This window comes from Methylomonas sp. HYX-M1, from assembly GCF_040741385.1.
GTDB classification, from domain to species: Bacteria; Pseudomonadota; Gammaproteobacteria; order Methylococcales; family Methylomonadaceae; genus Methylomonas; species Methylomonas rhizoryzae.
Map to the genome: position 1 here is coordinate 1,863,656 of NZ_CP160405.1, position 23,830 is coordinate 1,887,485.

Genomic DNA, 23,830 nt, shown 5'->3' on the forward strand with positions numbered 1-23,830 from the left:
CGGCTTATGAGCAACGACAACACTACTCATTTCGGCTTCAAGCAAGTCCCGGTACACGAGAAAGTCACGCTGGTGCGCGGAGTCTTCGATTCGGTCGCAGGGCAATACGACGTGATGAACGACTTGATGTCGTTGGGTATACACCGAATCTGGAAGAGAGTAGCGGTGCAGTTGGCTAACGTACGCGAAGGCGAACGCGTGCTGGACTTGGCCGGCGGTACCGGCGATCTGACCGTACTGTTCGAAAAGCGCGTCGGCAGCAGCGGACAAGTGGTATTGGCGGATATCAACGCCGCCATGCTGCGTACCGGCCGTGATCGTTTAATCGATCGCGGTTTGGCGGCCAACATCCGTTATGCGCAAGTCAATGCCGAATGTTTGCCGTTTGCCGATAACAGTTTCGATTGCGTCTGTATCGGTTTCGGTTTACGCAACGTCACCGATAAGGAAGCCGCGTTGCGCTCCATGCATCGCGTGTTAAAACCGGGCGGGCGGGTCATCGTGCTGGAATTCTCGCATCCGGTCGATCCGGTCACGGAGAAGGTTTACGACTTCTATTCCTTCAACATTCTGCCGAAAATCGGGGCTTTCGTCGCCAAGGACGAGGATAGTTATCGTTATCTGGCCGAATCTATCCGTATGCATCCCAAACAAGACGAGTTGAAACGCATGATGGAAGCGGCAGGCTTGGAACGTTGCGAATATTTCAACATGAGCCAAGGTATCGTAGCCGTACACCGCGGTTACAAGTTTTAAAGGTTTTATGCCGGCATTGGTTGGCGACCACCCGGATTGCGTGCACGGGCAGGCGGTGGACCCAGTCTATCGCAACTTTTGCCGCCGCATGTTTGCCTTGATACCGCATCGAACAGCCGCTTCGCTTGATCACGCTTATTTCTTCCAATCCTGATGTCCGGCGACTTTTTGCAAATTAAACCTTTATTGCTCAGCGCCTTGGAGCGCGCGCTCAACGGATATTTGGCGTTGGACGCACACTATCCGGACCTGTTGACGCCGCTGCAAGGGAAAGTGATCGCCATCCACGTCACGCCTTTCGACGAAACCTTATACGTTTGTCCGGGTGCGGAACGCATCCAATTGCTGGAGAGCTACGGCGGGACGGCAGACGCCCGTATAAGCGGTTCGTTGTCGGCTTTAGGCTTGATGGGACTGAGCGCGACACCGATGCGCAGTTTGTTCCGCGGCGAAGTGCGCATCGAGGGCGATATGCAAGCGGCGCATAAGCTGCAACGATTGTTCGAAAAATTGGACATCAATTTGCAAGCCAAATTGGCTCGTTACACCGGCGAAAGCTTCGCAGTCAAGACGGCCGAACTGTTTCGAGGCAGCCGCGCCTGGACTCAGCACAGCTTGACCGGTTTTCGATTGAATTTGGAAGAGTTTCTGCAAGAAGAAACCAGGGAATTGCCGGCTAAAGCGGAAGCCGAGCTCTGGTGCGAGGATGTCGATGCTTTACGCTCCGATTACGATAGATTGGAAGCGCGCGTGGCGCGTTTGGAAGCGCGCGCCAACAACAATTTAGAAGCTGAATAAACTGCGAGGACGGTTTGAAGTGATTCGTTTGAAAATCCTGACTCGCTTGATGCGCATCAATTGGGTGATGATGTCTCACGGTTTGGACGAAATCGTGCTGAAAACCCATTTGCTGCGGCCGATTCGGTTTTTAGCATTGTTGTCGCCCAACTATTGGCTCAGCAAATCCAAGTTGCCGCGCGGTTTGCGTATCCGCCGCGCTTTGGAAGATTTGGGACCGATTTACGTCAAATTCGGGCAAACCTTGTCGACCCGCCGCGATTTGTTGCCGGAAGACATCGCCGAAGAGTTGGTCAAATTACAAGACCGAGTGCCGCCTTTCTCCGCGGAAAAAGCCAGAAATATTATCGAAAAACAACTGGGGCAAACCATCCAACAGGCGTTTTTGGAGTTCGATACCGAACCCATGGCCTCGGCCTCGGTGGCGCAAGTGCACGCGGCGACCTTGTTGACCGGCGAAAAAGTCATCGTCAAAGTGTTGCGGCCGGACATCGAGGATAAAATCCATTCCGATGTAGCATTACTTTATGAACTGGCCCGCTTGGCGGAACGCTTTTGGTCGGACGCTCGCCGTTTGCGGGCTACCGAAGTAGTCGCCGAATTCGAAAAAACTATTTTGGACGAGCTGGATTTGCTCAGGGAAGCGGCCAATGCCAGTGCCATCCGCAGCAATTTCAAAAACTCGGAGCTGCTGTACATACCGGAAGTCCATTGGCCGCTTTGCCGGCGCAAGGTATTGGTCATGGAGCGCATACACGGCGTTCCGGTCGGCGACATCGCTGCGTTGCGCGCCGGCAATGCGGACTTCAAAAAACTGGCGGAGCGGGGGGTGGAAATTTTTTTCACCCAAGTGTTTCGCGACAATTTCTTCCACGCCGACATGCATCCGGGCAACATTTTCGTGGAATTGCCGGATAAATATTTGGCGGTGGATTTCGGCATCGTCGGCAGCTTATCGGATTCCGACCAGCGCTATTTGGCCGAAAACTTTTTGGCCTTCTTCAATCACGATTATCGGCGCGTCGCCCAAATGCATATCGAGTCGGGCTGGGTGCCCGGCACTACTCGGGTAGAGGAGTTCGAAGCGGCGATACGTAGCGTGTGCGAGCCTATCTTCGAAAAACCGCTGAAAGACATCTCTTTCGGCCTGTTGCTGCTGCGCCTATTTCAAACCGCCCGACGCTTCGACATGGCGGTACAACCGCAGTTGGTACTGCTGCAAAAAACCTTGCTGAATATCGAAGGCCTGGGGCGGCAATTGTATCCGGATTTGGATCTGTGGCAGACTGCCAAACCTTATTTGGAAAACTGGTTTAAAGAGCGTATGGGGCCCGCCGCTAAGGTGAAGGAACTGTTCGGCCAGTTTCCGCAAATTACCGAGCATTTGCCGGAAATGCCTAATCTGGTGCTGCAAGCCCTTAATAGTCATGCGCAGTTGCAGTCCCACTTAAAACACCAAAATAGAGAACTGGAACAGCTGCGTAAGCAGATGCAGCGCAACAATCAGCGCACGCTGTGGGTCATCGTCGGCAGTACGTTGATGATTACCGCCGCTTTAGTGCTGCATTCACCGTTCATACGCGGCTTGTAGACTCTTTGCCGCATAAGCTCGACCTTCCGCCAAGATAGAGAACTTTGGCAACTCGAATGCGTGGGTCGAACTTGCATGAGTGCGGCTAGCCGGTGTGCAAGCAGAGTGTTATCTCATCCCCAATTTACGGCATCCATTTACATTTCTTTACATCCCGCGTGTAACATAAAAAGCGTCGTTTAATTCATACGGGGAAACAAATGAGTAAAAGTGCAGTTTCATCTATGTTGGCGTTGGGCATGGTCGGATTGTTGACGGTCAGCCAAGTGGAAGCGGCACCGCCGTCGGTAGCCGGCACCAGCTGGGATTTGAGCGGAAAGCTGAAGGGGCGGCTAAGCGTAAAATGTAAACGCACGCCGGGGATCAGCACCCCCATTGCCAGCGGAACGGTATTGGACGGCGCGATACAGTTCGACGACGGGGAAGTGGAAGGCGACGGCGAAGGCACGTTTATCATGACGGATGCGTATTTCACCGTGCAAACCGCCAGCGGAACCTGGAGTCAAAAGGGCGCTAAGCTGAATCTGGCGTTCGATCATTGGTACGATTCGCCGATGGCTGTGTTTGCGTTCGCGTTTGCGCAAGTATCGGACGAGATTCAATTCGACGATAACGGGGTTGTCGGTTCGGCCGGTGGTTTTAAGATCACGCAACCTTTGACCGTCAAGGGTACCATCAATAAAAAAGGTACGCGTTTAACGCTTAACGAGGGCTTGGGATTTAAATTTACCGCCTCTGCCGCCGCGATGGGCGGCTCCAATACCTGTACCTATAAAATGAATGGCTTGGGCCGTAAATATACCGGGGGGCCGCAGGAATAGCCGGAAAACTTCTAAGCAAGGCGGGATTATCCCGCCTTTTTTGTGTTCTCGGTGAAAGGTTTCCGGTTAGGCAAAGATACTCAGTAAGCCGTTACTGGCTACCGCCCGGCCGGCTTCGATTTCGTCAACCAGCGATTGAGCCGGGTTTTGCATGGGCTCTTCCTCTTGTTGTTGCCGGCTGTGACGAGCGTCCGATTCCGCACCCATGTGTAAAAATTCTCTGTTGGTTTGGCGTTGATCACTCTGCTGTTGCGATACGTTGACATCGACCAGATTCAACTGCTGGCCGGAAAACATGTCGCGCAATTTCGGAATGGCGTTCTCTATGGCTTCTTTGACTGCCGCATGCTGTGCGGTAAAACTCACCGTCGCCTGATCTTGGCTGACGTCGACTTTGATGTGAATCGGGCCCAAGTTTTCGGGGTTCAAACGGAGTTCGGCCGACGGTACTCCTTGGGTATTCATCCAAATCACTTTATTTCCTAATTCCTGATTCCACGCGGCATCGCCGAACGGGCGGTTCATGCTCAGGGTTTCGGGCTTGGCGGACACGGGTGCAGAGTTATTCGGTAGCGCTTGATTTAAGCGAAAAATATCCTGAGCGGCGCGGCTCGATGGGTTGGGTTCGGTATTCGGACTGCCGTCCAATTGTGGATTCGAGGTTAAATCCGGTTGGGGATTTTGTCTGTTGCCGTCGAAAGTTTGCTTTGCGAATTCGGTTTGATTATCGGTGTTCCAGGCAAGCGCTAGACTGTGTTCCAATTCGTTTTGGCCGGATTCTGCGGGGGTTTTGCTTCCGTCCGGCAAGCGTTGAGCGGCTTTAAACGGGTTAGCGGCGGCGAATTCCTGCCGCGTGGATTCCACGTTCCCGGCGAGGTGCTGCGGGGTTTTTGGCGGTTGGGTATCGCCGTTGAGTAGGGGGGCGGAAGGTTTTTCCGGGGTGGTGGGTAAATCGGCTTGCTTGAGGCGGTTCGCTGAAGTGCCGGCAATGATGCTTGCGGAAATTTCAGGGCTTTCCGGCTGCGATACCACAGGCGGCGCGGCTGTCGGCAGACTGGGTGTAACAGCAGCGGTGGCCATTTCATCCGAATGCTCTTGGTCGCTTGCTTGCGCCGACATGCGGTGTTGCCGCGCGGCAGGCAACCCCGTGTCGGCGAGCGGGTCGATTTCAGGAGTGTCGGGATTCAAAACCGTATCGGTGGGCATAGTGGCCAGTTCCGGACTCTGCGTTGCTTTGGTTTCGATAACGCCCGGTTTGGCGCGATGAGTAGGGCGCATGAGATTGTCGGTGCCGTTAGCCTGTGGTATCGGCCGGGTTGGCGAATCAGCGCTGATAGGCTCGAAATGGTTCGATGCCTGTACCTTCGAATTCGGATTTTGTTCGACAGCGGCTTTGAGCTCGGGGGGAGGCAAATCAGTTGCAACTGGTTCGGGCAAATTTACTTGATAGTTTACGGGAGCGACATTGCCGTTCGCCGGTGCGGCCGCCGTTTCCGGAGCGGTAATCGTGCCTTGTACTTCAGACAAGCGAATTGACGGATATAACACCGTGTCGTCGCTGCTAGCATTCGTGTCAGTAGTCGGCGTGCTTACATCAGTAGTCAGCGTACTTACATTGGTTTCGCTTGCCGCAGCCGGTTCGTCGCTTTCCAATTGCCGCAATTGTTGCATGACTCCGGCCAAGGCTTTCATGGTGGCTTGCAAATCAATCGCGCCGTTTTCAGGATGGGCGGCCGGCAAGCGTTTGCCGAATAGGGCGGCAAAGTTTTGCAAATCGGTCGGCAATGGTTCGATCTCCGTTTCCGGATCGGCGTTTGCGCTAGATACCCAGGTTTGCAGGGCATTCAAATTGGCCGATGTCAATTCGGCGTTCGGCGTGCCGGCGCTATTCAACAGATTCAGTTGAGACCAGAACTGGGCTGCGAAGTCGTGGGTGCCGGATGCGTTACCTGGAGTAACGGCATTGTTCAAGGGCGGAATCTGCCCGCCGGTCGTTAGGATAGAAAACAAGCTGTTGTCTGGCATATTCATGTTGATTCTCCTGCACTTTCAGCTATTCAAGCATTATTTGCGCCATCCTTGCGGGACGAACGGGCGGCTCTGGCGTCTTGTTCGGATTGTTCGCGCTTGATTTCCAGTTGAGTTTCTTCGGCGACTGCGATTTCTCCCAGGCGCAGCAAGCTTTTGCTGCGTTGATGACTCTCCTGCCATTTGTCGCGCGCCTTTTGGCATTCGCGTTCCTGCTGTCTTACCGTCAACCGTTGACCTTCGATGGCCTTGTCCAATTTGTCCGCGAACGCGCGCAACTCCAATAATTGATTGACATTCATGCCGGTTTTTTGACGTTCCAGCAATTTATTCAAATATTGTTGACGATAATTCAGCAAGTTATCCAGTTGCGCTTGCTGTTCGTTCAGTTGTTGTTGCCGGCGTCCCAGCAATTGCAGCGCTTCGTTCTCCTGGCGTTGTTGCAGGTCTATGATGATTTGCAGGCGTTGCGAACGTTTCATTAGCTGGCCAAGACTTGTCGTAATTCGTCTACGCTACGCGGCAAATCCACGGCTTCGTCCATGTCTTGCTGCAGGAATTCGGCTATGGCCGGTTGTTTGGCGATTGCGCGGTCTATGCGCGGGTCGGAACCGGCCCGGTAGGCGCCGACGCTGATCAAGTCGCGGTTTTGCCGGTAAGTGGAGTAGAGGCGTCTCAGTTCGCGCGCCAACTGTAAATGCTCCGGTGTCGCAATGTCCGGCATTACCCGGCTGATAGAAGCCTCGATGTCTATGGCCGGATAGTGTCCGGATTCCGCCAGGCTGCGGGACAGCACCACGTGGCCGTCCAACACGCCGCGGGCCGCGTCGGCAATCGGATCGTTGGTATCGTCGCCTTCGGCCAGCACGGTGTAAAAGGCGGTGATAGAACCGCCCTCGACGTCGCCGTTGCCGGCGCGCTCCACCAATTGCGGCAATTTGGCGAAAACCGAAGGCGGGTAGCCCTTGGTAGCCGGCGGCTCGTCGATAGCCAGGGCGATTTCTCGGTAAGCTTGGGCGTAGCGGGTTAGGGAATCCATCAGTAACAACACATCCAGCCCTTGGTCGCGGAAATATTCGGCAATGGCTGTGGCCCGCAACGCGCCGTGTACCCGCATCAGCGGCGAGTCGTCGGCGGGGGACGCGACCACGACCGCACGTTTCAAGCCTTCTTCGCCGAGTATTTTCAATACGAATTCGTTCACCTCGCGCCCCCGTTCGCCGATTAGTCCGACTACCACGATGTCGGCGTTGGTGAACTTGGTCATCATGCCCAGCAGCACGCTCTTGCCGACCCCGGTTCCGGCGAACAAGCCCATGCGTTGCCCCCTGCCGACGCTGAGTACGGAGTTGATGGCGCGCACGCCGACGTCCAAGGCATCGCGGATCGGTTTGCGCGATAGGGGATTGATCGGTGTGCCGGCCAGGGAAATACGCGCGTCGGTATCCAATGAGCCTTTTCCATCCAGCGGTCGGCCGGCGCCGTCGAGGACCCTACCCAGCAAGCCGAAGCCGACGTTGGCCAGACTGTTTTTGCCTTGCGGGATCACCCGGCAGCCGGGATCCAAGCCCTGGGTGTCGCCGGTCGGCATCAAGTACAGGCGGCCGCCGGCAAAGCCGACTACTTCCGCGCCTATGCTTTTGCCGTTTTTGGTGACGATTTGGCATAAAGAACCGATGGCGGCCCGGCAGCCTTCGGCTTCCAGGGTAAGGCCGACCATGCGCGATAACTTGCCTTCCACCACTAATTCCGGCGGTTCGTTGAGGCGCTGCCGGTAGGGTTTCAGGCGTTCCAGCCAGGCGGTTGCCCGGTTGACGTCCGGCATCATGGATTGACGTCCTGTTGCCGATCCCCGCCCAATACCGTGGCGATGACCGCGGATAGACGTTTTTCCAGACTGGCGTCGACCGAAGACACTTCAGTCTGCACCGTGCAGCCGCCGCGAGTCAGTAGGGGATTTTCTTGAATGCGCCATGGCGGCATGGTTTCGTCCAAGTGCAAGACCGATTTCACCAATTCCGCGTCTTCCGGGTGCAGCGTCAGGGTGATTTTTTGCGACGATAAGGGCAGCACGTTGACGGCTTCGCGGATCACGGCAACGATTTGTCCGGGATCGTGTTTGAGTTCGCGGCGTATGATCAATCCGGCGATGGCGATGACGAGTTGGACCAACTCTTTTTCCACTTCCTCGTCCAGGTTTCGAAACGGTTCGGCTAACGATTCCAACAGCATGCCGAGCTGTTTGACCTGATTTTGCACCAGATGCTGGCTTTGTTCGTAGCCTTTGGTCATGCCTTGTTCCAAGCCTTGTTGCTGACCTTGTTGGAAACCTTGCTCCAGGCCTTGCTCGTATCCTTGTTGCCGTCCCAGTTCGAAAGCTTCGTCGTAAGCCTGCTTTTGCATGGCTTCGATTTCTTCCACCGTCAAAATTTGGGTGGCTTGCTCTAAAGCAACGTTTTCCGAACGCGGGGTGCTGAAATCCTCCAGATCGGTCCAGGTATCCAATGCCTGCAGTTCGGCAGGCGAAAACTTTTGGTGTTTAGACGAACTCATCGCCACCGCCACCGCCGCCTAACGCGATTTCACCGGCATCCGACAAGCGTTTGGCGATAGACAAGATGTCTTTTTGCGCCGCTTCCACTTCGCTCAAGCGGGCGGGCGGGGCGGCTTCCAGATCGTCGCGCAGCATTTCGGCGGCCCTGCGCGACATATTGGAGAAGATTTTGTCGCGCAGGCCGGTATCCACGCCGCGTAAGGCCAACAGCAATTGATCGGTCGATACCTCGCGCAGCAGGGTTTGAATGCCGCGGTCGTCGACGGCGATCAAATCGCCGAACACAAACATTTTGTCTTGAATGCGTTGCGCCAAGTCGGAATCGGCTTCGTTGATGTCTTGCATCATCGGCTCGCTGACGGCGCTTTCGATGAAGTTCAAAATATTGGCGGCCGCGTCCACGCCACCGATTTGCGAAGATTTGACGCCGTCGCTGCCGGTCAATTGTTTTTCCATGATGTCGTCCAATTCGCGTAGCGCGGCCGGTTGCACGCCTTCCAGTGTGGCGATGCGCATCAAAATGTCCGAACGCATGTTTTGCGGTAACAGCGTCAATACTTCGGCGGATTGGTCCGGATCCAGCAAAGACAGGATGATGGAGATGATTTGCGGGTGTTCCAGGCGGATCAAATCGGCGATGGAGCGGGTATCCATCCATTTGAGTTGTTCTATGCCTTTGCTGTTGGCGCCCAGCAAGATGCGGTCTATGATGTTGCCCGCCTTGTCGGCACCCAATGCGCTGGTCAGCATGTTGCGGATGTATTCGTCGGAATCCAAGCCTAGGCCGGTTTCGTTCTTGATCTGGATGATGAATTCTTCCAATACTTCGTCGACCATGCCGGACGAAATCGGCCCCAAAGCAGCCATGGTCGAACCGATGAGCTGGACTTCCTTGGGACCCATGTGGCGCAACACGGTGGCGGCTCGGTCTTGGCCTACGGCCAGCAGCAACAGAGCGGCGCGTTGCGCGTGCGATAAATCTTTACTTGTTTCAGCCATCGTCTTTCAGCCAGGTTTTGATGACTTGGGCGACCAGTTTCGGGTCTTCGTCTATGAGTTTTTGTACGTATTCCAAGCGTTTTTCGTAGCTTTGCGGTGCTTCCAGCAACAGTAAATCTTCTACGCCGGCCGACAATGCCAAAGGTTGGCCGTCTTCGTCTTCCACCCTGACTGCAACCGGTTTGCCTTCTTCGTCGAAGCGTACTACCCCGCCCATGGCTTCTGCGGCCAGACGGGCTTCTTCCAGTTCTTTGAGTCTTTGCTCGGCTTCGTCTTTGCCGATCAGGGTGGCAAAGGCCGGGCGTAATACTTTCAGTATCAGCAAGGTCAGCACCAGGGCGGCGACGGCCAGCTTCATGACGTCCATGAACCAGGGTTTTTCCCAAATCGGTTCCGATACTTCTTGCAAAGCGTCCGGGGTTTTGAAGGCGACGTTGGTGACCGTTACTTGATCGCCGCGGCTGTTGTCGTAGCCGACGGCTTGTTTGACCAAGTCGCGCAGTTGGTTCAATTCTTCCTGCGAATAGGCTTGCTGGGCATTGTTGCCGTCCAGCAGTACGTGTTTATCGTCCACCACCACCGCGACCGATAGCCGCCGCAAGGCGCCGGTGGACTGGCGGGTATGGGTGATGGTTTTGTCCAATTCGTAGTTGCGGGTAGCCCGTTTGCTGCTGGAGCCCGATTCGGCGTCGGCTTGTTTCTCCTGGCCGCTGGCGACTTCCGGGGCAACCCCGGTCGGCGGCGGTTGGTTGGATAGCGCGCCGGGCACGCCTTGGATTTTATTGACGGAGTTTAGATCTTCTTGAGTTTGTTCGCTACGTAGGGCGGGCAAATCCGGATTGAACAGTTCCTGGGTTTTTTCGGTGACGGTGAAATCCACGTCGGCGGAAATCTGCGCCCGCATGCCTTCGCTGCCGACCAGCGGTGCCAGGATGTTTTCTATGCGTTGCCGCAGATGTTCTTCAATATTTTTCTTGTATTCGAATTGCTTGGTGCTTAGCGACAGGTCTTCCGGAGTGTCTTTACTGTTGAGTAAGCGGCCTTTGTGATCGACTACGGTGACTTGCCCCGCTTCCATAAGCGGGACGCTGGAGGCGACCAAATGAACGATGGACTCGACTTGTTCTTTTTCCAGGCTGCGGCCTTGGTAAAGTTCGACGATCACCGACGCGCTGGGTTTTTTGCGTTCGCGGACGAATACCGATTGTACCGGCAATGCCAGCAAGACTTTGGCGGATTTGACGCTTTGTATGGTTTGTATGGTCAGGGCGATTTCACCTTCCAATGCGCGTTGGAAGCGCATCATTTCCACGCTCTTGCTGGTACCGAAACCATTGTCTTTGTCCAGAAGTTCGTAGCCCAAGCTGGTGCTGCGCGGCAGACCTTGCGCCGCCAGTTTCAATTTCAATTCCCTGACGTCGCCGGTCGGCACCATGACGGCGCCGCTGCCGGGCTCGACCTTATATTCCACGCCCATTTTATCCAGCGCTTCCAGAATTTCGGCGGCATCTTTTTCCGCGACGCCGGTAAACAGCAAATCGTAATTGGGCGCTTGCGCCCACAACACCACCGCCATGCCGATGGCGATGCTGGCCGCTAAGGCCAGCATTAAGCCGATTTGCCGGCTGAGCGGCAACTTCAATAAATTGCGGACGGCAGGGTGGAGATTATCGTTTTCTTGTTTGACGGCCTCGTGCGCTAGCGTTTCGACCGGGAAGTTGTTATTGGCTTCGCTCATGGCTTATCGCGCCTTAGATCGACATGCCCATGACGTCTTTATAAGCGTCGACCAATTTGTTGCGCACTTGCAACATGGCTTGGAAGGATACGCTGGCTTTTTGCGAAGCGATCATGACTTCGGCCAGACTGACGTCGGATTGACCGGTTTCGAACGCGGTTGCCATTTGGCTCGAAGTTTGTTGGGTTTGGTTGACTGCATCGATGGACTGTTTCAGCAAGGCGGCAAAGTCGTTGGAGTCGTTGCCTACCTGTTCGCTCAGCGTCGGCTTGCTGCTCGCTTCCACAGACATGGCCCGCATTTGGGCCAATAAGTGATTGACATTAATATCTGACATTTTCGTGACTCTCGCTTAGCGTTTTATTCTAAACAAGCACTTTTCAAGCCATGTTAATTCAGCAAGGCACGGGTAGTCCGGCTTCTTTCATACGGGCGATTTTATATCTTAACGTGCGCGGACTGATACCCAATTTTTCCGCGGTGGCTTTGCGGTTGCCTTGCGCGTCCTGCAGACTTTGCAGGATGATTTTTTCTTCCGCCGAGCGCACACCGTCGCCCAGGCTCACGCTGTCCGCCGCATCGCCGTCATTAACGGGAATGTCTAGGTCCGGCCGGTACGGAGAGGTTTCGGCATACGGGCAGCGCATGCCGGTATCGATTTCGTCTTCGAACAGCAGGCATTCGCTGCTGATTAAACCGTTCGTTTGCAAGATCAAGGCGCGTTGCACGACGTTTTCCAATTCCCGGACGTTGCCGGGCCAGTGGTAGGCCTGCAATTTGTCGATGGCTTCCGAATCGAATCGGTAAGCCGAATGGCTGTGCGGGCTATGTTTGGCCAAAAGCTCGTAAGCCAGCGGCAAAATTTCGCCGATGCGTTCGCGCAACGGCGGAATTCTGAGTGGAAATACGTTCAAGCGAAAATATAAGTCTTCCCGAAACAGGCCTTGTTTGACGTAGTCTTTGAGCTTGCGGTTGGTGGTTGCCAAAATTCTGACGTTCAACTGAATTTTTCGTTGCCCGCCCAAGCGTTCGACTTCTTTTTCCTGTAATACCCGCAATAGTTTGGCTTGCAAACTCAAGTCCATTTCGGAAATTTCGTCCAAAAGCAGGGTGCCGTTTTGCGCTTGTTCGAATTTACCGGGCATGGCTTGCGTGGCGCCGGTGAATGCGCCTTTTTCATAACCGAACAACACGGCTTCCAGCATGTTTTCGGGTATGGCCGCGCAATTGATCGCTTCGAAGGGGCCGGCGTGGTAATGCGAATTGCGGTGAATGTAGCGCGCCATGACTTCTTTACCGCAGCCGCTTTCGCCTTCCAATAATATGCTCACCCCGGTTTTAGCCACCTTACTGGCCAAGCCGTAGAGTTTTTTCATTTGCCCGTCGCAGATGACCCGTTCAGGCTCGCTGCTCGGGGCCGGTACTATCAAGCCGGCTACTCTGTTAACCAAGGTGGCGGCTTCGAACGGCTTGATCAAATAATCCGCCGCGCCGGCTTGCATGGCTTCCACCGCGCGGGGAACGGTACCATAGGCTGTCATTAACAGCACCGGCAAACGATCGAATTTTTGCCGAATGTTTTGCAGCAGCTCCAGGCCGTCCATGACCGGCATTTGCACGTCGCTAATGACTAGGCCGAACTCGAATTTATGTAGCAGGCTCAAGGCTTCCGTGCCGTTTTGTGCGGATTTGACGCTGTAGCCTTTTAGCTCCAAAGTGTCGCATAGGGCTTCGCACAAAGAAAGATCGTCTTCCACGATCAAAATGTCATGCCGTCTCATGTTGATGCTCCTTGAGTTTCGCTTGATGGGGGCGTTGCGTTGCACTGGATAGGTTGATAGGGGGTTGCACGATAGGCAAGCTCAGGTGAAACGTGCAGCCTTGATCGGGCCGGTTATGGCAATCTATCCGGCCGTTGTGGGCGTTGACCACGCTTTTGACCACGGCCAGACCCAAGCCTGTTCCGCTGATTTTGGTGGTGAAAAAAGGTTCGAACAAGTGTTGCAATGCTTCCGGTTGGATGCCCGGGCCGTTGTCGGCAATCAGAATTTCGACGTTAGCGCCGCTTTGTTGGGCAGTCAGTTTGACGGTGGTGGCGCCGGCTTCGATGGCGTTATTGAGAAGATTGAGCAATGCGCCGCGCAGTGCCGCTTCGTTGCCCAGCATGTCGTCGTCTATGACGCGATTGTCCAGCTCGAAGGTACCGTTAAACTGCGCCATGCGTTCGGCGCTTTTCGCCAACAATTCCAGCCAAGAAAAGCCCTGCATCGCTAAACGGCCTTGCTTGGCGAAAATCAGCATGTCGTTGACTTCCCGTTCCAGGAAGTGCAGACGTTCCAAAATTTTCTCCGCAAACGGTTGGTATTTTCTGAGCGGCAGTTGGGTAGTGGCGAGTTGCGAGGCGTACAAAATCGCCGTCGCCAACGGCGTTCTGACTTGATGGGCCAGACTTGCGACCATTTCGCCCATGGCGGATAAATGTTTTTGTTGGGCCAAGGCATCTTGTAGTTGTCTCAGTTCGCTGACGTCGGACAAAAGAATGATGCGTTCGTCGGTTTCGCCGAGGCGGTTGACGGTCATGGCGACGACCCGACCGTCGGCCAACAGATGTTCGTGCGGCGAATTGGACGGGTGTAAGCTGCGGGCGGATACGGTTTGCCAGTCCAAGCCTATCAGCGGTTCGCCAAGCAGGCTGACTGCTTGCTGGTTGCAGTCGACGATATGGTCTTGGGCATTCACGACTAGCACGCCGGCCGGCAATGCGGCAAGTATCTGTTGTAAGCGCGCGGCGAGTTTTTCCTTTTCTATCAAGGTCGCCATGCGCTCGCTGCGGGCGGCGGCCAATTGGACGTTCAGCCGGGCAACTTGCTCCTGCAAGCCTTGATAAGACTGCGCTAAATGTTCCGACAGTTCGTTGAAGATGCGAAAGGCGTCCGCCAGACGTTCGGATTTTTGCTGAAACTGGAAGTGCGGATTAGTCATGGCAAAGCGGAAATTGGCTGTTTCCGGAGAAAAAGCAATTTTCAGGCCATATATAATTTAGAATTTATTCAATGGGTTATAATTTGTTGGCGAGTTTTTGACGCGTCGATTATTGGCTGTCGGTTTTACGCAGTTTTTCTACCAGCGTGGTACGGCGCATGTTCAACAGCTTGGCGGCGTGGGCGACGACCCCGTTGCATTCCTCTAAAGCCTGACGAATCAGTTCGTTTTCCAATTCGTTTAGGTATTCCTTTAGATCGATACCTTGTTCCGGCAATTGAATAGTGCCGCCTGGGGCGAAAGCCAACATAGGCTGTTCGGCGTCGGATCTGAATGGCAGCGGCGCTGGAGCGGCGGCGGGCTCGGGATCGCTCCAATCCAGTTTACTATCGTCCGGAAGCTGATAACCCTGGAATTTTTCCGGCAAATTGGCGGCGTCGACCATGCCGTTAGGATAGATAATCGCTAAGCGTTCGATCAGGTTGGATAACTCCCGTACGTTACCCGGCCATTGATGTTGCATCAGCAAGGCGATTGCTTCCCGGCTCAAACGTACCGAGCCGCGCTTGTCGGCTTCCATGCGGGCAATCAAATCGCTCACCAGATAGGGGATGTCCTCCGGCCGCTCGCGTAACGCCGGAACTTCGATGGGAAATACGTTCAGACGGTAAAACAAGTCTTCCCGAAACCGCTTTTCGGCGATTTCTTGTTCCAGATGCCGGTGGGTGGCGGCGATGATGCGAACGTTGCAATGGATGGTTTTATTGCTGCCGACCCGTTCGAAAGTCCGTTCTTGCAGCACGCGTAGCAGTTTGACTTGCATGGGCATCGGCATGTCGCCGATTTCGTCCAAAAACAAAGTGCCGCCTTCGGCCAGTTCGAAGCGGCCCTGCCGGCTGGTCAATGCTCCGGTAAACGCGCCTTTTTCGTGGCCGAACAGTTCGCTTTCCAGCAGTTCGCCGGGTATGGCGCCGCAGTTGACCGGGACGAAGGGCTGATTTTTGCGTAACGAGGCTCGGTGCAATGCTTGGGCAATCACTTCTTTGCCGGTGCCGGATTCGCCTAAAATCAGCACTGTGGCATCGGACTTGGCGACTTGATCGATCAAGTCGCGGGTTTGTTGTATCGCGGGACTGCGTCCGACTAAGCCTTTGTGTGACGCTTTCGGACTGTCGGCTTCTCGGCGTAGCGGGAGAGTGTCGACGAATTCAATGAATTCGGAATATACCGTAGGCCAGGTCAAACTATGGGTGATCAGTTGCTGGATGGCGCTGCTGATCGGCGGCGTTTCCTTATCTTGCAGTAACACTACCGGTGTGCCGTGGCACTTCTCGTCGACATTGCGCAATAAGGCCGCCTGTTTGTCCGGCGTGCTGCCGACCATGATAGCGTCGAAGTCGTTGGGTTCCTCCAGTGAAGAAGGGAAATCGATGCTGGTGGTGACCGTAAGCGGGTATTCCAAAAATTGAAGAATCGTGCGAACTTGCTCAGTCCTGGAGGCGCTATCGTCGATTAACAAAAAGGATGGAAAATCCATACGGGTATTCACGGTTGAGACCGGTCGGAGTGCTGGGAACTTTTAAAGTTAAGCATCGAATCGTAAGCTTGTCAAAATGCAATCTATTTCAATATTTTGGAGAATAAATCTTAACGCCTGTGTTAGGAATTGTGCAGATAGACGCTCGATTAAGCCAGCCTTATCGACTTGACAAATAGCGGTCTACGTAGAAACATAACCTCATGTTTTGTAATCTTGAGCGCTCTCTTTGAACGACATTCCCTTAAGTGTGCTGTTTGGCATACTCGCTGTTTTATTGCTTCTTTCCGCATTCTTTTCCGGCTCCGAAACCGCTCTGATGACGTTGAACCGTTACCGGTTGCAGCATCTCGTGAAAAAAAAACACCGGGGAGCCATTAAGGCTCACGATTTGCTCAAACGCCCGGACCGTTTAATCGGGCTGATATTGTTGGGGAACAATTTCGTCAACATTGCGGCCTCTTCGATAGGCACGTTGATTGCCATCCGCATAGGCGGAGAAGAGATGATTGCTCCGGCGGCAGTCGTTCTGACGATCGTGGTATTGATCTTCTCCGAGGCGACCCCTAAAACTCTGGCCGCACTCAAGCCCGACTGTTTGGCTTTTGTTTCCGCTTGGATTTACGTGCCGCTGCTCAAGTTGTTTTATCCGGTCGTTTGGGTGGTAAACGTAGTATCCAATTTGCTGCTGCGCATGGTCGGCATGAATCCGAACAAGGTCAAGAAAGACTTATTGGATAAAGACGAACTCAAATCCATCGTGTCGGATACCGGTCACTTGTTGCCGGCCCGCTATCAAAATATGGTGCTGAGCATTTTGGATTTGGAGTCCGCCAGCGTCGAAGACATCATGACGCACAGAAAGGATATTGTCGGTATCGATATGGAAGATTCGATCGAAGAGATTATCGAACAGTTGCGCAATAGTCCGCATACCCGCTTACCGGTCTACAAAAAAAATATCGACCGGGTCATAGGTTTTCTGCACATACGTTCGGTGTTGTCGCGTATCAGTTTGGTCGACTTCGACAAACAAATCATTATCGACAGTTTGACTAAACCGTTTTTCATTCCGGCCAGTACGTCCATCCACAAACAAATGCAGATATTCAAGGCCGAAAAACTGCGCATCGGCTTGGTGGTGGACGAATACGGCGATGTGCAAGGCTTGGTCACCTTAGACGACTTGCTGCAAGAAATCGTCGGCGAATTGATTGCCGAGGAGCCGGCCATTCAGGCGCAAAAAGACGGAAGCTATGTTGTGGACGCCGGCATCAGCATACGCGAGTTAAATAGGGTAACTCATTGGGATTTGCCCACCGAGGGACCGAAAACGTTGAACGGCTTGATTTTGGAATATATGGAGACCATTCCCGAGCCCGGTACCAGCATCCGTTTGCACGGATATATCTTGGAAATCATTCAACGCGACGACAATACCGTAAAATTCGTCCGCTTCCATCCTATCGACGATTAACTCTTGGACCTTGCTGTTACTCGCGGGATGGCACGCCTGTGACGAATAACCGAGTAATATAGTAAGATATAGATCAACCCTTTCGACCGCTAATGCTATGACAGAAAACGTTCATCCCCACGAAATTCATAAATTCGGTTCGCAAGCCGAACGTTGGTGGGACCCGGGTGGCGAGCTTAGGACCTTGCACGAAGTGAATCCTTTGCGGTTGGAGTTTATTCGCCGATTCGCCGATATTTCGGATGCAAAGGTAGTGGACGTCGGCTGCGGAGGCGGCATTTTGACTGAAGGACTCGCACAGGCCGGGGCTAATGCGTTAGGCATCGATCTTAGCGACGAGCTGATCGACATCGCCGATTTGCACGGTTTGGAGACCGGGTGTAATGCCCGTTACGAGAAAATTAGCGCCGAGGCCTTGGCGGAACGCGAGCCGGCCGGTTTCGATCACGTGACTTGCATGGAGATGTTGGAACACGTCCCCGATCCCGCTTCCGTGGTTAGCGCTTGTGCACGTTTGGTCAAGCCCGAGGGGATGGTATTTTTTTCTACCTTGAATCGGGTGCCTAAAGCCTATTTATTGGCAATCGTGGCGGCTGAACATGTGTTGAAGATGGTGCCTAAAGGTACGCATGAATATAAAACCTTTATCAAGCCCTCCGAACTTAGCCATATGGCCCGGAGTAACGGCTTGGAACTGAAAGCGATGATAGGTATTCAATACAATCCGTTCAGTAAGCGGTTTAGTTTGGGCAAAGATGTGGACGTCAATTACATTGCCGCGTTTCAGCGTGTAGGCTGAGACGGATATGCCGGGATTTGATTTACAGTGCGTACTATTCGATTTGGACGGGACTCTGGTCGATACTGCGCCGGATTTGATCGCTTGTTTGCAGCGGACCTTGTTGCAATTCGGTTTGCCTGGTGTGGACAGTGCTACGGTCAAGCCGCAGATTTCCAGCGGTGCCTTGGCGATGATACGGCAAGCGGCGCCTGCCGCCGATGACGACGCGCAGCAAGAAATGCTGGCTTTCATGTTGACTTGTTATCAGGACAATATCGCAACCCACAGCCGTTTGTTTCCCGGTTTTTATGAGGCATTAAGCGCGATAGAGGCTTGGGGATTGAAGTGGGGGGTAGTAACCAATAAGCGTCAGCGTTTTACCCTGCCTTTAATGGAAGCATTGGGTTTAACGCCGCGTGCAGCTTGCATAGTCAGCGGCGACAGTACCGGCCACAGTAAACCGCATCCGGCGCCGATGTTCGCCGCGTGCGCCAGCGCCGGAGTCGGGCCGAAAAACTGCGTCTACATCGGCGACGCTTTGCATGACATTACCGCGGGTAAGAGCGCCAACATGAAAACGCTGGCGGCGACATACGGCTATCTAAGGTTAAACGATGAGCCTCGGTTTTGGGGCGCGGACGGTTTGATCGAGAACGCCGAGCAATTAACCGGTTGGATCAAGGATTCGCTATGCCGTTAACCTCGCAAATCATTTTAATTACCGGAGCGGGCGGAGGTCTCGGCGGCAGCGCGGCGTTGGCGTTGGCAAAACAGGGCGCCGAGTTGATTCTGCTTGATAAAAGCATTCCGAAACTGGAAAAAGTATACGACGCCATTGTGGAAGCGGGCGGGCCGGAGCCTGTCATGTATCCCTTCGATTTGGCGGGAGCGAACGAGGCGCAATATCAGGACATGGCGGATGCAATACAGCAGCGCTACGGCGCTCTCCAGGGCTTGTTGCATTCTGCTGCCGAATTTAGCGCTTACACGCCGATTACGCTGCACGGTACTAAGGAATGGGGACACACTCTCAACGTGAATTTGAACGCAGCTTTCTTATTGACCAGGATGTTGCTGCCTTTACTGCAAAAAAGTGTACAGGCATCTATTGTGTTTACCTCCGATTCGGCGGTCAGGCGAGGGCAAGCCTATAGCGGCGCCTACGGGGTATCCAAAATTGCGCTCGAAGCTTTGGCGCGCATTTTGGCGGCGGAATTCGAGGCCGGACAAAAAATACGGGTCAATACCCTGGTTCCGGGGCCTGTGGATTCGCCGATACGGAAAAAAGCGTATCCCGGCGAAGATAAATCCCGGTTGCGGGAACCTAATTGTATGGATGCACTGTACTGTCATTTGTTTGGCGCGACGAGTATCGGCGTTACCGGTCAAGTTTTTGACGCGCAAACGTTTACCTTTTAATAATCGTTATGGCAGAAAGAGAAGTTGTTTGTTTAACGCGGGATGTCAATATCGTCACCATACCGGACGGTTACCACGGTATCCTGAACAAAGGCCAGGAAGTCACGATACATCAATCCTTGGGTAGTAATTTTACCGTGGTAACCGACTACGGGCACATGGTGCGGATAGCCGGTAGCGATGCGGATGCTTTGGGCAAAGAGGCGCATGCGCTACATACCTTGGTGTCCGAGACCGATGCCGAAGCGGTGGCTAAAAATTGCTGGGAGGTGTTGAAGACCGTCTATGATCCCGAAATTCCGGTCAATATCGTCGATTTGGGGTTGGTCTACGGATGCGACGTCACGGCGGCGGAAGGTGGGAACGACGTGCGTATCCGCATGACGCTCACCGCCCCTGGTTGCGGTATGGGGCCTGTGTTGCAATCCGATGTGGAGAAGTCGATCAGAGCTTTGCCCGGAGTCAATTCTGTCGATGTGGAAATCGTGCTGGATCCGCCGTGGTCCAGAGACATGATGTCCGAGGTGGCTCAGGTGCAACTCGGCTTGTTTTAACCGTAGCGCTTAGCTTGATTGCTTTTTTCGAGCTTGGGATATCTAGGGAAAGCGAGTCTGCATTAGTGGCAAAAAATTGCCACCTTCAGCATTGTCAAACTGTAATGAATTGTTTTATATGAACAATTAACAACTGGCACGCTTGTGGCTTTGTATGGGTAAATACCTGTTCAAGGCCAGAGGATGTGTCATGAAAGAAAAAGCCGTTGAATTAGCCGTTGTCAGTAATAAAAGCTTCGAAGCGTCGGCTGCGGTCAATTTACACCATTACGATATCAGTAGTGCGCTGCAAACGACTTTGGAGTTCAGCGAACTGATTTCTATTTTCGGCAACAAAATTCAAGCCACCATTCCGCATAACAGCGTGGAATATATCAACCGCGAATTCGACTTGGCATTTAAACGGGGAGCGGTCGGCCGCCACTCATGTTGCTATGGCTTGAAAGTCGAAGATCAGCAACTCGGCGAATTGAAACTTACCCGCAGCCAGCGCTTTACAAAAGATGAGCTAAGGATGCTTGAAAGCTTGCTATGTTGTTTGATTTATCCTCTGCGCAATGCAACCTTGTTTCAACAAGCCTTGCAAAAAGCGTATACCGATACATTAACGCAAACGCATAATCGGGCGGCATTCAACGACACCTTGATGCGCGAAATCAAACGTGCAGCTCGCGCCGAGCGGACGTTATCGTTAGTTTTCGTTGATATCGATCATTTTAAGCGTATCAACGACAATTATGGTCATGCTTGCGGCGATCTGGCCCTATCTTCTCTGGCCGGCTGGATCAAAGAAAGTATTCGCGGCAGCGACGCGGTTTTTCGCTACGGCGGCGAAGAGTTCGTGATTTTGTTGCCCGATACCGGTAACGATGAAGCGGTTTTAATTGCGGAACGAATTCGTGCCGGCATTGAAGCCCATACCCTCGCTTACGGTATGACCGTGCTGAATATCACGGCAAGTCTGGGAGTTAGTTCTTTGCGTGAGGGCGATTCTATGGAAAGCTTGGTAAAAAGAGCGGATGCCGCTATGTACAGGGCAAAAATCGGCGGTAGAAATCAAGTGCAGACATGCCCGGTTTGATAGGCATACGTGGTTTGGGGTTTTAGTGGCGGACAGGTTTGGATTATTGTCCGCGCAGGTTTCTAAGCTGTTTTTGAATGGCGCTAAGCAGCGAATCCGGATCGAATTTGGCTAAGAATTCGTTAGCGCCGACTTTCTGTACCATGGCGGTATTGAACACGCCGCTTAGTGAAGTGTGTAAAATTAAATAAACCTCACGCATGGCCGGATTGGATTTGACTCGGGTGGCCAAGGTGTAACCGTCCATGCGCGGCATTTCTACGTCCGAGATGATCATTGAGTATTTATCTTGAATTCTGACGCCTTCTTCCGCTAATTTGGACAAATGCTCCCAGGCTTCTAAACCGTCTTTCAATAAGGTACACTCGATACCGATTTGGTCGCAGACGCGTTTGACTTGATTGCGCGCAACGCTGGAATCGTCCACCACCAGGATGTGGTCGTTTTGGCAAGTCAATTCGTTATCGATGGTTTCCGCCGCAGCTTCCTCGCGGCCTCCCATCACTTCTTTCATTACTTTTTCCACATCGATCACTTCTATTAATTCTCCGTCGACCTCGGTTACCGCAGTCAGGTAGCTTTCCCGGCCGGCGCCCTTAGGCGGAGCTTTAACCTGCTCCCAGCCGATATTGATAATACGGTCGACCGAACCGACCAAGAAACCCTGAATAGAGCGATTGTATTCGGTGACGATCACATAGCAGCCGGTGTCGCGAGGTAAAGAACGCATGCCTATCGCCATCGATAAATCCAACACCGGAATAGTCTTGCCGCGTAAATGGGCAACTCCGCAGATTACGGAATGTGCTTTTGGTATCTGCGTCAACGGCGGGCATTGTATGACTTCTTGCACTTTAAATACGTTGATGCCGAAGCGCTGCCTGCTCACTAATCTGAATAGTAATAATTCGAACCGGTTATGTCCCGCCAATTTAGTACGTTGATCAACCCCGTCTAAGACTCCGGCCATACATTACCTCCCGCAAATTGATAGTCATCAAATTATAGTCAGTTTGAAATTGCTAACTTGAATAAATTTCTTGGTATGGATTCTGCTTCATTTTCAATAAAGTCAATTATCCGTCTGTGTCATGAAAGCATTAAGAAGATACATCCGATGGTTGTGGCCGTTGCTTGCAATTCAGCCGTGTTTTGCGCAAACCGAGCAATCGCTGCAAGCGATAGAAGACACGGTCTATCAATTTGTCACCGGTTCATTGGAGCCGAACGGAAATTACCAAATTTCCAAACCTTCGTTGGATCCCAGGCTGAGTTTGCCTGCCTGTGATTCGGTTTTAGACGCCGCCGTGCAATCGGGCAATCTGCAGGCTGGCCGCAATACGGTTAGCGTCAGCTGTAACGGCACTAACCGCTGGACGATTTATAGCACTGTTTTCATTAAGTCCTATAAACAAGTATTGGTGACGGTTAAGCCACTGGCCAGAAACGATGTTGTATCGGCCGGAGATTTGCGACTGGAAGCCAAAGACGTTGCTCTATTGCAAAAGGGTTATCTAAGCGATGCTAACGAGGCGCTGGGTAAGCAAAGTGTTCGCTTTCTACCGGCCGGAAGCGTGCTCTATCAGGGGCTTTTTGCCGAACCCGCGCTCGTCAAGCGGGGGGAAGCGGTTAGCATTCAATCCGGGAAGCCCGGGTTGTTAATTTCTTCTACCGGTATAGCCATGATGGACGGGGTAAAGGGACAACAGATTAGAGTCAAAAACGTCTCGTCTAAACGCGTGATCCAAGCCACGGTGATTCAACCGGGTTTGGTAAATGTTTATTTCTAAAAACCGTTAAAGGATAAGACAATGTGGCCGATACTAGTTGCAAGCAAAAACACCACAGGACTTCAGTCATGGCAATACAATCGATCAATGCAAATGCTCCGATTAATGCGACTGCGACGGCCAAAGCTGCTACCAACAAAGTTAACGTTGAAAGCAAGGAACCGTCGCCGGGAGGCGTGGCGGAAGACGATACGGTTAGTCTTACCAGTACCGCCCAAGATCTTAAAAAGGCCGAAAATGTTATTGCCGCCACTCCCGTCGTAAATGATAAAAAAGTCGCTGATATCAAAGCCGCTTTACAAGCCGGCACTTATCAGCCTGATTTTGAGAGAACAGCCGGCAAAATGCTGGATTTTGAAGCTAAGTTATCGAAGACGACGTGATGATATGATAGATAAAACCTTTCCTATCGCTGAAAAACTGTTAGCGAACGGCGACAAGCTGACGCAGCGTTTAATGGATCTTCTAACCAAAGAGCAAGAACAACTACAGCGAAAATTCGATCCCGCGTCCATAGCTGCCGTCGCGGCCGATAAAAAAGAGGTGGTGGCCCATCTTGAGCAGTTCGCCAAACAGCTTAGCCAAGTTTTAGCCACTGAAAAATTAACTCTGGCTCAGCAAGGGGTGCAGCACTATTTAACTAAAGCCAGGGCAAGCGGTATTGACATCGAAGAGCCGGCGAAATGTTGGGCCAACATAGGTAATTTGTCTAAGACCTGTCGTCAGTTGAACGAACAAAACGGCGCCGGCATCGATATATTGAGCCGGCATACCCAGCGCTCTTTGGCGATTCTGCGCGGCAAATCCCCCATCGCGACTACCTACGGCCCCGACGGTAGTACCCGTAGCGAGCTATTTTCACACACTTTGATTTCGGTGTAGACTGAACGTATAAACAATCTGTCAGACTGGATTATATGTTCG

Annotated in this window: 24 protein-coding genes; 13 read left to right on the forward strand and 11 right to left on the reverse strand. The window is 53.0% G+C overall.

The genetic code is table 11. The annotated features are described in order from the left end of the window. Window positions 1-6: 6 nt before the first annotated feature. The 4 genes from ubiE (at window position 7) to AB0A83_RS08595 (ending at window position 3,966) form a co-directional block, all read left to right on the forward strand. Window positions 7-756, forward strand: a complete 750-nt coding sequence (ubiE, locus tag AB0A83_RS08580) for a bifunctional demethylmenaquinone methyltransferase/2-methoxy-6-polyprenyl-1,4-benzoquinol methylase UbiE (protein ID WP_367156007.1) — start codon at window positions 7-9, stop codon at window positions 754-756. Between the two features lie 153 nt (window positions 757-909). Continuing rightward, entirely contained in the window at window positions 910-1,554 is a 645-nt protein-coding gene (locus AB0A83_RS08585; protein WP_150047871.1) for an SCP2 sterol-binding domain-containing protein, read from the forward strand. Between the two features lie 19 nt (window positions 1,555-1,573). Beyond that, window positions 1,574-3,145 carry a ubiquinone biosynthesis regulatory protein kinase UbiB gene (gene ubiB / locus AB0A83_RS08590; protein ID WP_190303284.1) on the forward strand — a complete coding sequence of 524 codons (1,572 nt, stop codon included), beginning with the start codon at window positions 1,574-1,576 and terminating at the stop codon, window positions 3,143-3,145. Between the two features lie 200 nt (window positions 3,146-3,345). Then, the gene (locus tag AB0A83_RS08595) at window positions 3,346-3,966 is read left to right on the forward strand and encodes a hypothetical protein (protein WP_367156008.1); all 621 of its coding nucleotides are present in this window, start codon (window positions 3,346-3,348) and stop codon (window positions 3,964-3,966) included. A 66-nt stretch (window positions 3,967-4,032) separates the two neighbouring features. Here AB0A83_RS08595 and AB0A83_RS08600 read toward each other — a convergent pair whose 3' ends face one another. From AB0A83_RS08600 to AB0A83_RS08645, 10 genes are all read right to left on the reverse strand, one after another. Beyond that, on the reverse strand, window positions 4,033-5,997 hold the full coding sequence (locus AB0A83_RS08600; protein WP_367156009.1) for a flagellar hook-length control protein FliK: 1,965 nt from the start codon (window positions 5,995-5,997) through the stop codon (window positions 4,033-4,035). 26 nt (window positions 5,998-6,023) lie between these two features. Beyond that, complete coding sequence (gene fliJ, locus AB0A83_RS08605; RefSeq protein ID WP_150047874.1) at window positions 6,024-6,476, reverse strand: flagellar export protein FliJ; 453 nt, start codon at window positions 6,474-6,476, stop codon at window positions 6,024-6,026. Then, complete coding sequence (fliI, locus tag AB0A83_RS08610) at window positions 6,476-7,822, reverse strand: flagellar protein export ATPase FliI (protein WP_150047875.1); 1,347 nt, start codon at window positions 7,820-7,822, stop codon at window positions 6,476-6,478. Before fliI ends, fliJ begins: the two co-directional genes overlap by 1 nt. Next, the gene (fliH, locus tag AB0A83_RS08615; RefSeq protein WP_150047876.1) at window positions 7,819-8,547 is read right to left on the reverse strand and encodes a flagellar assembly protein FliH; all 729 of its coding nucleotides are present in this window, start codon (window positions 8,545-8,547) and stop codon (window positions 7,819-7,821) included. Before fliH ends, fliI begins: the two co-directional genes overlap by 4 nt. Then, on the reverse strand, window positions 8,534-9,547 hold the full coding sequence (gene fliG / locus AB0A83_RS08620; protein ID WP_150047877.1) for a flagellar motor switch protein FliG: 1,014 nt from the start codon (window positions 9,545-9,547) through the stop codon (window positions 8,534-8,536). The genes fliH and fliG overlap by 14 nt, the downstream gene beginning before the upstream one ends. Continuing rightward, complete coding sequence (gene fliF / locus AB0A83_RS08625) at window positions 9,540-11,285, reverse strand: flagellar basal-body MS-ring/collar protein FliF (protein ID WP_150047878.1); 1,746 nt, start codon at window positions 11,283-11,285, stop codon at window positions 9,540-9,542. The genes fliG and fliF overlap by 8 nt, the downstream gene beginning before the upstream one ends. A gap of 13 nt (window positions 11,286-11,298) precedes the next feature. Next, on the reverse strand, window positions 11,299-11,622 hold the full coding sequence (fliE, locus tag AB0A83_RS08630) for a flagellar hook-basal body complex protein FliE (RefSeq protein WP_150047879.1): 324 nt from the start codon (window positions 11,620-11,622) through the stop codon (window positions 11,299-11,301). A 58-nt stretch (window positions 11,623-11,680) separates the two neighbouring features. Continuing rightward, on the reverse strand, window positions 11,681-13,066 hold the full coding sequence (locus AB0A83_RS08635) for a sigma-54-dependent transcriptional regulator (RefSeq protein WP_367156010.1): 1,386 nt from the start codon (window positions 13,064-13,066) through the stop codon (window positions 11,681-11,683). Next, window positions 13,053-14,267, reverse strand: a complete 1,215-nt coding sequence (locus AB0A83_RS08640) for an ATP-binding protein (RefSeq protein WP_150047881.1) — start codon at window positions 14,265-14,267, stop codon at window positions 13,053-13,055. The genes AB0A83_RS08635 and AB0A83_RS08640 overlap by 14 nt, the downstream gene beginning before the upstream one ends. Window positions 14,268-14,376: 109 nt before the next feature. Then, entirely contained in the window at window positions 14,377-15,804 is a 1,428-nt protein-coding gene (locus tag AB0A83_RS08645; protein WP_150047882.1) for a sigma-54 dependent transcriptional regulator, read from the reverse strand. Between the two features lie 229 nt (window positions 15,805-16,033). Here AB0A83_RS08645 and AB0A83_RS08650 point away from each other — a divergent pair, with 229 nt between their 5' ends. From AB0A83_RS08650 to AB0A83_RS08675, 6 genes are all read left to right on the forward strand, one after another. After that, window positions 16,034-17,281 carry an HlyC/CorC family transporter gene (locus AB0A83_RS08650; RefSeq protein WP_150047883.1) on the forward strand — a complete coding sequence of 416 codons (1,248 nt, stop codon included), beginning with the start codon at window positions 16,034-16,036 and terminating at the stop codon, window positions 17,279-17,281. A 97-nt stretch (window positions 17,282-17,378) separates the two neighbouring features. Continuing rightward, window positions 17,379-18,080, forward strand: coding sequence for a bifunctional 2-polyprenyl-6-hydroxyphenol methylase/3-demethylubiquinol 3-O-methyltransferase UbiG (ubiG, locus tag AB0A83_RS08655; RefSeq protein WP_150047884.1), 702 nt, complete (start codon window positions 17,379-17,381; stop codon window positions 18,078-18,080). 7 nt (window positions 18,081-18,087) lie between these two features. Continuing rightward, window positions 18,088-18,762, forward strand: a complete 675-nt coding sequence (locus AB0A83_RS08660) for an HAD family hydrolase (protein ID WP_367156011.1) — start codon at window positions 18,088-18,090, stop codon at window positions 18,760-18,762. Further along, the gene (locus tag AB0A83_RS08665; protein ID WP_367156012.1) at window positions 18,753-19,481 is read left to right on the forward strand and encodes an SDR family NAD(P)-dependent oxidoreductase; all 729 of its coding nucleotides are present in this window, start codon (window positions 18,753-18,755) and stop codon (window positions 19,479-19,481) included. The genes AB0A83_RS08660 and AB0A83_RS08665 overlap by 10 nt, the downstream gene beginning before the upstream one ends. An 8-nt stretch (window positions 19,482-19,489) precedes the next feature. After that, complete coding sequence (gene sufT / locus AB0A83_RS08670) at window positions 19,490-20,035, forward strand: putative Fe-S cluster assembly protein SufT (RefSeq protein ID WP_150047887.1); 546 nt, start codon at window positions 19,490-19,492, stop codon at window positions 20,033-20,035. A 190-nt stretch (window positions 20,036-20,225) separates the two neighbouring features. After that, complete coding sequence (locus AB0A83_RS08675; RefSeq protein WP_150047888.1) at window positions 20,226-21,116, forward strand: GGDEF domain-containing protein; 891 nt, start codon at window positions 20,226-20,228, stop codon at window positions 21,114-21,116. Between the two features lie 43 nt (window positions 21,117-21,159). Here the strand turns inward: AB0A83_RS08675 and AB0A83_RS08680 are convergent, their stop codons facing one another. After that, window positions 21,160-22,086: a chemotaxis protein CheV gene (locus AB0A83_RS08680; RefSeq protein ID WP_150047889.1), complete on the reverse strand. Its 927-nt coding sequence runs from the start codon at window positions 22,084-22,086 to the stop codon at window positions 21,160-21,162. 121 nt (window positions 22,087-22,207) lie between these two features. On the opposite strand from AB0A83_RS08680, the gene flgA reads away from it, so the two are divergent. The 3 genes from flgA to AB0A83_RS08695 all read left to right on the forward strand — a co-directional run bounded on the left by flgA (window position 22,208) and on the right by AB0A83_RS08695 (window position 23,788). Then, on the forward strand, window positions 22,208-22,906 hold the full coding sequence (gene flgA / locus AB0A83_RS08685; RefSeq protein WP_150047890.1) for a flagellar basal body P-ring formation chaperone FlgA: 699 nt from the start codon (window positions 22,208-22,210) through the stop codon (window positions 22,904-22,906). Between the two features lie 68 nt (window positions 22,907-22,974). Then, window positions 22,975-23,289, forward strand: a complete 315-nt coding sequence (gene flgM / locus AB0A83_RS08690; protein WP_150047891.1) for a flagellar biosynthesis anti-sigma factor FlgM — start codon at window positions 22,975-22,977, stop codon at window positions 23,287-23,289. A 4-nt stretch (window positions 23,290-23,293) separates the two neighbouring features. Then, entirely contained in the window at window positions 23,294-23,788 is a 495-nt protein-coding gene (locus AB0A83_RS08695; protein WP_367156013.1) for a flagella synthesis protein FlgN, read from the forward strand. The last annotated feature ends 42 nt before the right edge of the window (window positions 23,789-23,830 follow it).

What these genes read in the sequence shown, in the direction of transcription:
- fliE (WP_150047879.1), bottom strand. Translation starts at nt 11,622, where the DNA reads ATGTCAGATATTAATGTCAATCACTTATTGGCCCAAATGCGGGCCATG.
- fliH (WP_150047876.1), bottom strand. Translation starts at nt 8,547, where the DNA reads ATGAGTTCGTCTAAACACCAAAAGTTTTCGCCTGCCGAACTGCAGGCA.
- ubiG (WP_150047884.1), top strand. Translation starts at nt 17,379, where the DNA reads ATGACAGAAAACGTTCATCCCCACGAAATTCATAAATTCGGTTCGCAA.
- AB0A83_RS08675 (WP_150047888.1), top strand. Translation starts at nt 20,226, where the DNA reads ATGAAAGAAAAAGCCGTTGAATTAGCCGTTGTCAGTAATAAAAGCTTC.
- fliG (WP_150047877.1), bottom strand. Translation starts at nt 9,547, where the DNA reads ATGGCTGAAACAAGTAAAGATTTATCGCACGCGCAACGCGCCGCTCTG.
- fliJ (WP_150047874.1), bottom strand. Translation starts at nt 6,476, where the DNA reads ATGAAACGTTCGCAACGCCTGCAAATCATCATAGACCTGCAACAACGC.
- sufT (WP_150047887.1), top strand. Translation starts at nt 19,490, where the DNA reads ATGGCAGAAAGAGAAGTTGTTTGTTTAACGCGGGATGTCAATATCGTC.
- AB0A83_RS08595 (WP_367156008.1), top strand. Translation starts at nt 3,346, where the DNA reads ATGAGTAAAAGTGCAGTTTCATCTATGTTGGCGTTGGGCATGGTCGGA.
- AB0A83_RS08645 (WP_150047882.1), bottom strand. Translation starts at nt 15,804, where the DNA reads ATGGATTTTCCATCCTTTTTGTTAATCGACGATAGCGCCTCCAGGACT.
- AB0A83_RS08660 (WP_367156011.1), top strand. Translation starts at nt 18,088, where the DNA reads ATGCCGGGATTTGATTTACAGTGCGTACTATTCGATTTGGACGGGACT.
- AB0A83_RS08635 (WP_367156010.1), bottom strand. Translation starts at nt 13,066, where the DNA reads ATGAGACGGCATGACATTTTGATCGTGGAAGACGATCTTTCTTTGTGC.
- fliI (WP_150047875.1), bottom strand. Translation starts at nt 7,822, where the DNA reads ATGATGCCGGACGTCAACCGGGCAACCGCCTGGCTGGAACGCCTGAAA.
- flgM (WP_150047891.1), top strand. Translation starts at nt 22,975, where the DNA reads ATGGCAATACAATCGATCAATGCAAATGCTCCGATTAATGCGACTGCG.
- AB0A83_RS08665 (WP_367156012.1), top strand. Translation starts at nt 18,753, where the DNA reads ATGCCGTTAACCTCGCAAATCATTTTAATTACCGGAGCGGGCGGAGGT.
- ubiE (WP_367156007.1), top strand. Translation starts at nt 7, where the DNA reads ATGAGCAACGACAACACTACTCATTTCGGCTTCAAGCAAGTCCCGGTA.
- flgA (WP_150047890.1), top strand. Translation starts at nt 22,208, where the DNA reads ATGAAAGCATTAAGAAGATACATCCGATGGTTGTGGCCGTTGCTTGCA.
- AB0A83_RS08680 (WP_150047889.1), bottom strand. Translation starts at nt 22,086, where the DNA reads ATGGCCGGAGTCTTAGACGGGGTTGATCAACGTACTAAATTGGCGGGA.
- AB0A83_RS08640 (WP_150047881.1), bottom strand. Translation starts at nt 14,267, where the DNA reads ATGACTAATCCGCACTTCCAGTTTCAGCAAAAATCCGAACGTCTGGCG.
- fliF (WP_150047878.1), bottom strand. Translation starts at nt 11,285, where the DNA reads ATGAGCGAAGCCAATAACAACTTCCCGGTCGAAACGCTAGCGCACGAG.
- AB0A83_RS08585 (WP_150047871.1), top strand. Translation starts at nt 910, where the DNA reads ATGTCCGGCGACTTTTTGCAAATTAAACCTTTATTGCTCAGCGCCTTG.
- AB0A83_RS08600 (WP_367156009.1), bottom strand. Translation starts at nt 5,997, where the DNA reads ATGAATATGCCAGACAACAGCTTGTTTTCTATCCTAACGACCGGCGGG.
- AB0A83_RS08695 (WP_367156013.1), top strand. Translation starts at nt 23,294, where the DNA reads ATGATAGATAAAACCTTTCCTATCGCTGAAAAACTGTTAGCGAACGGC.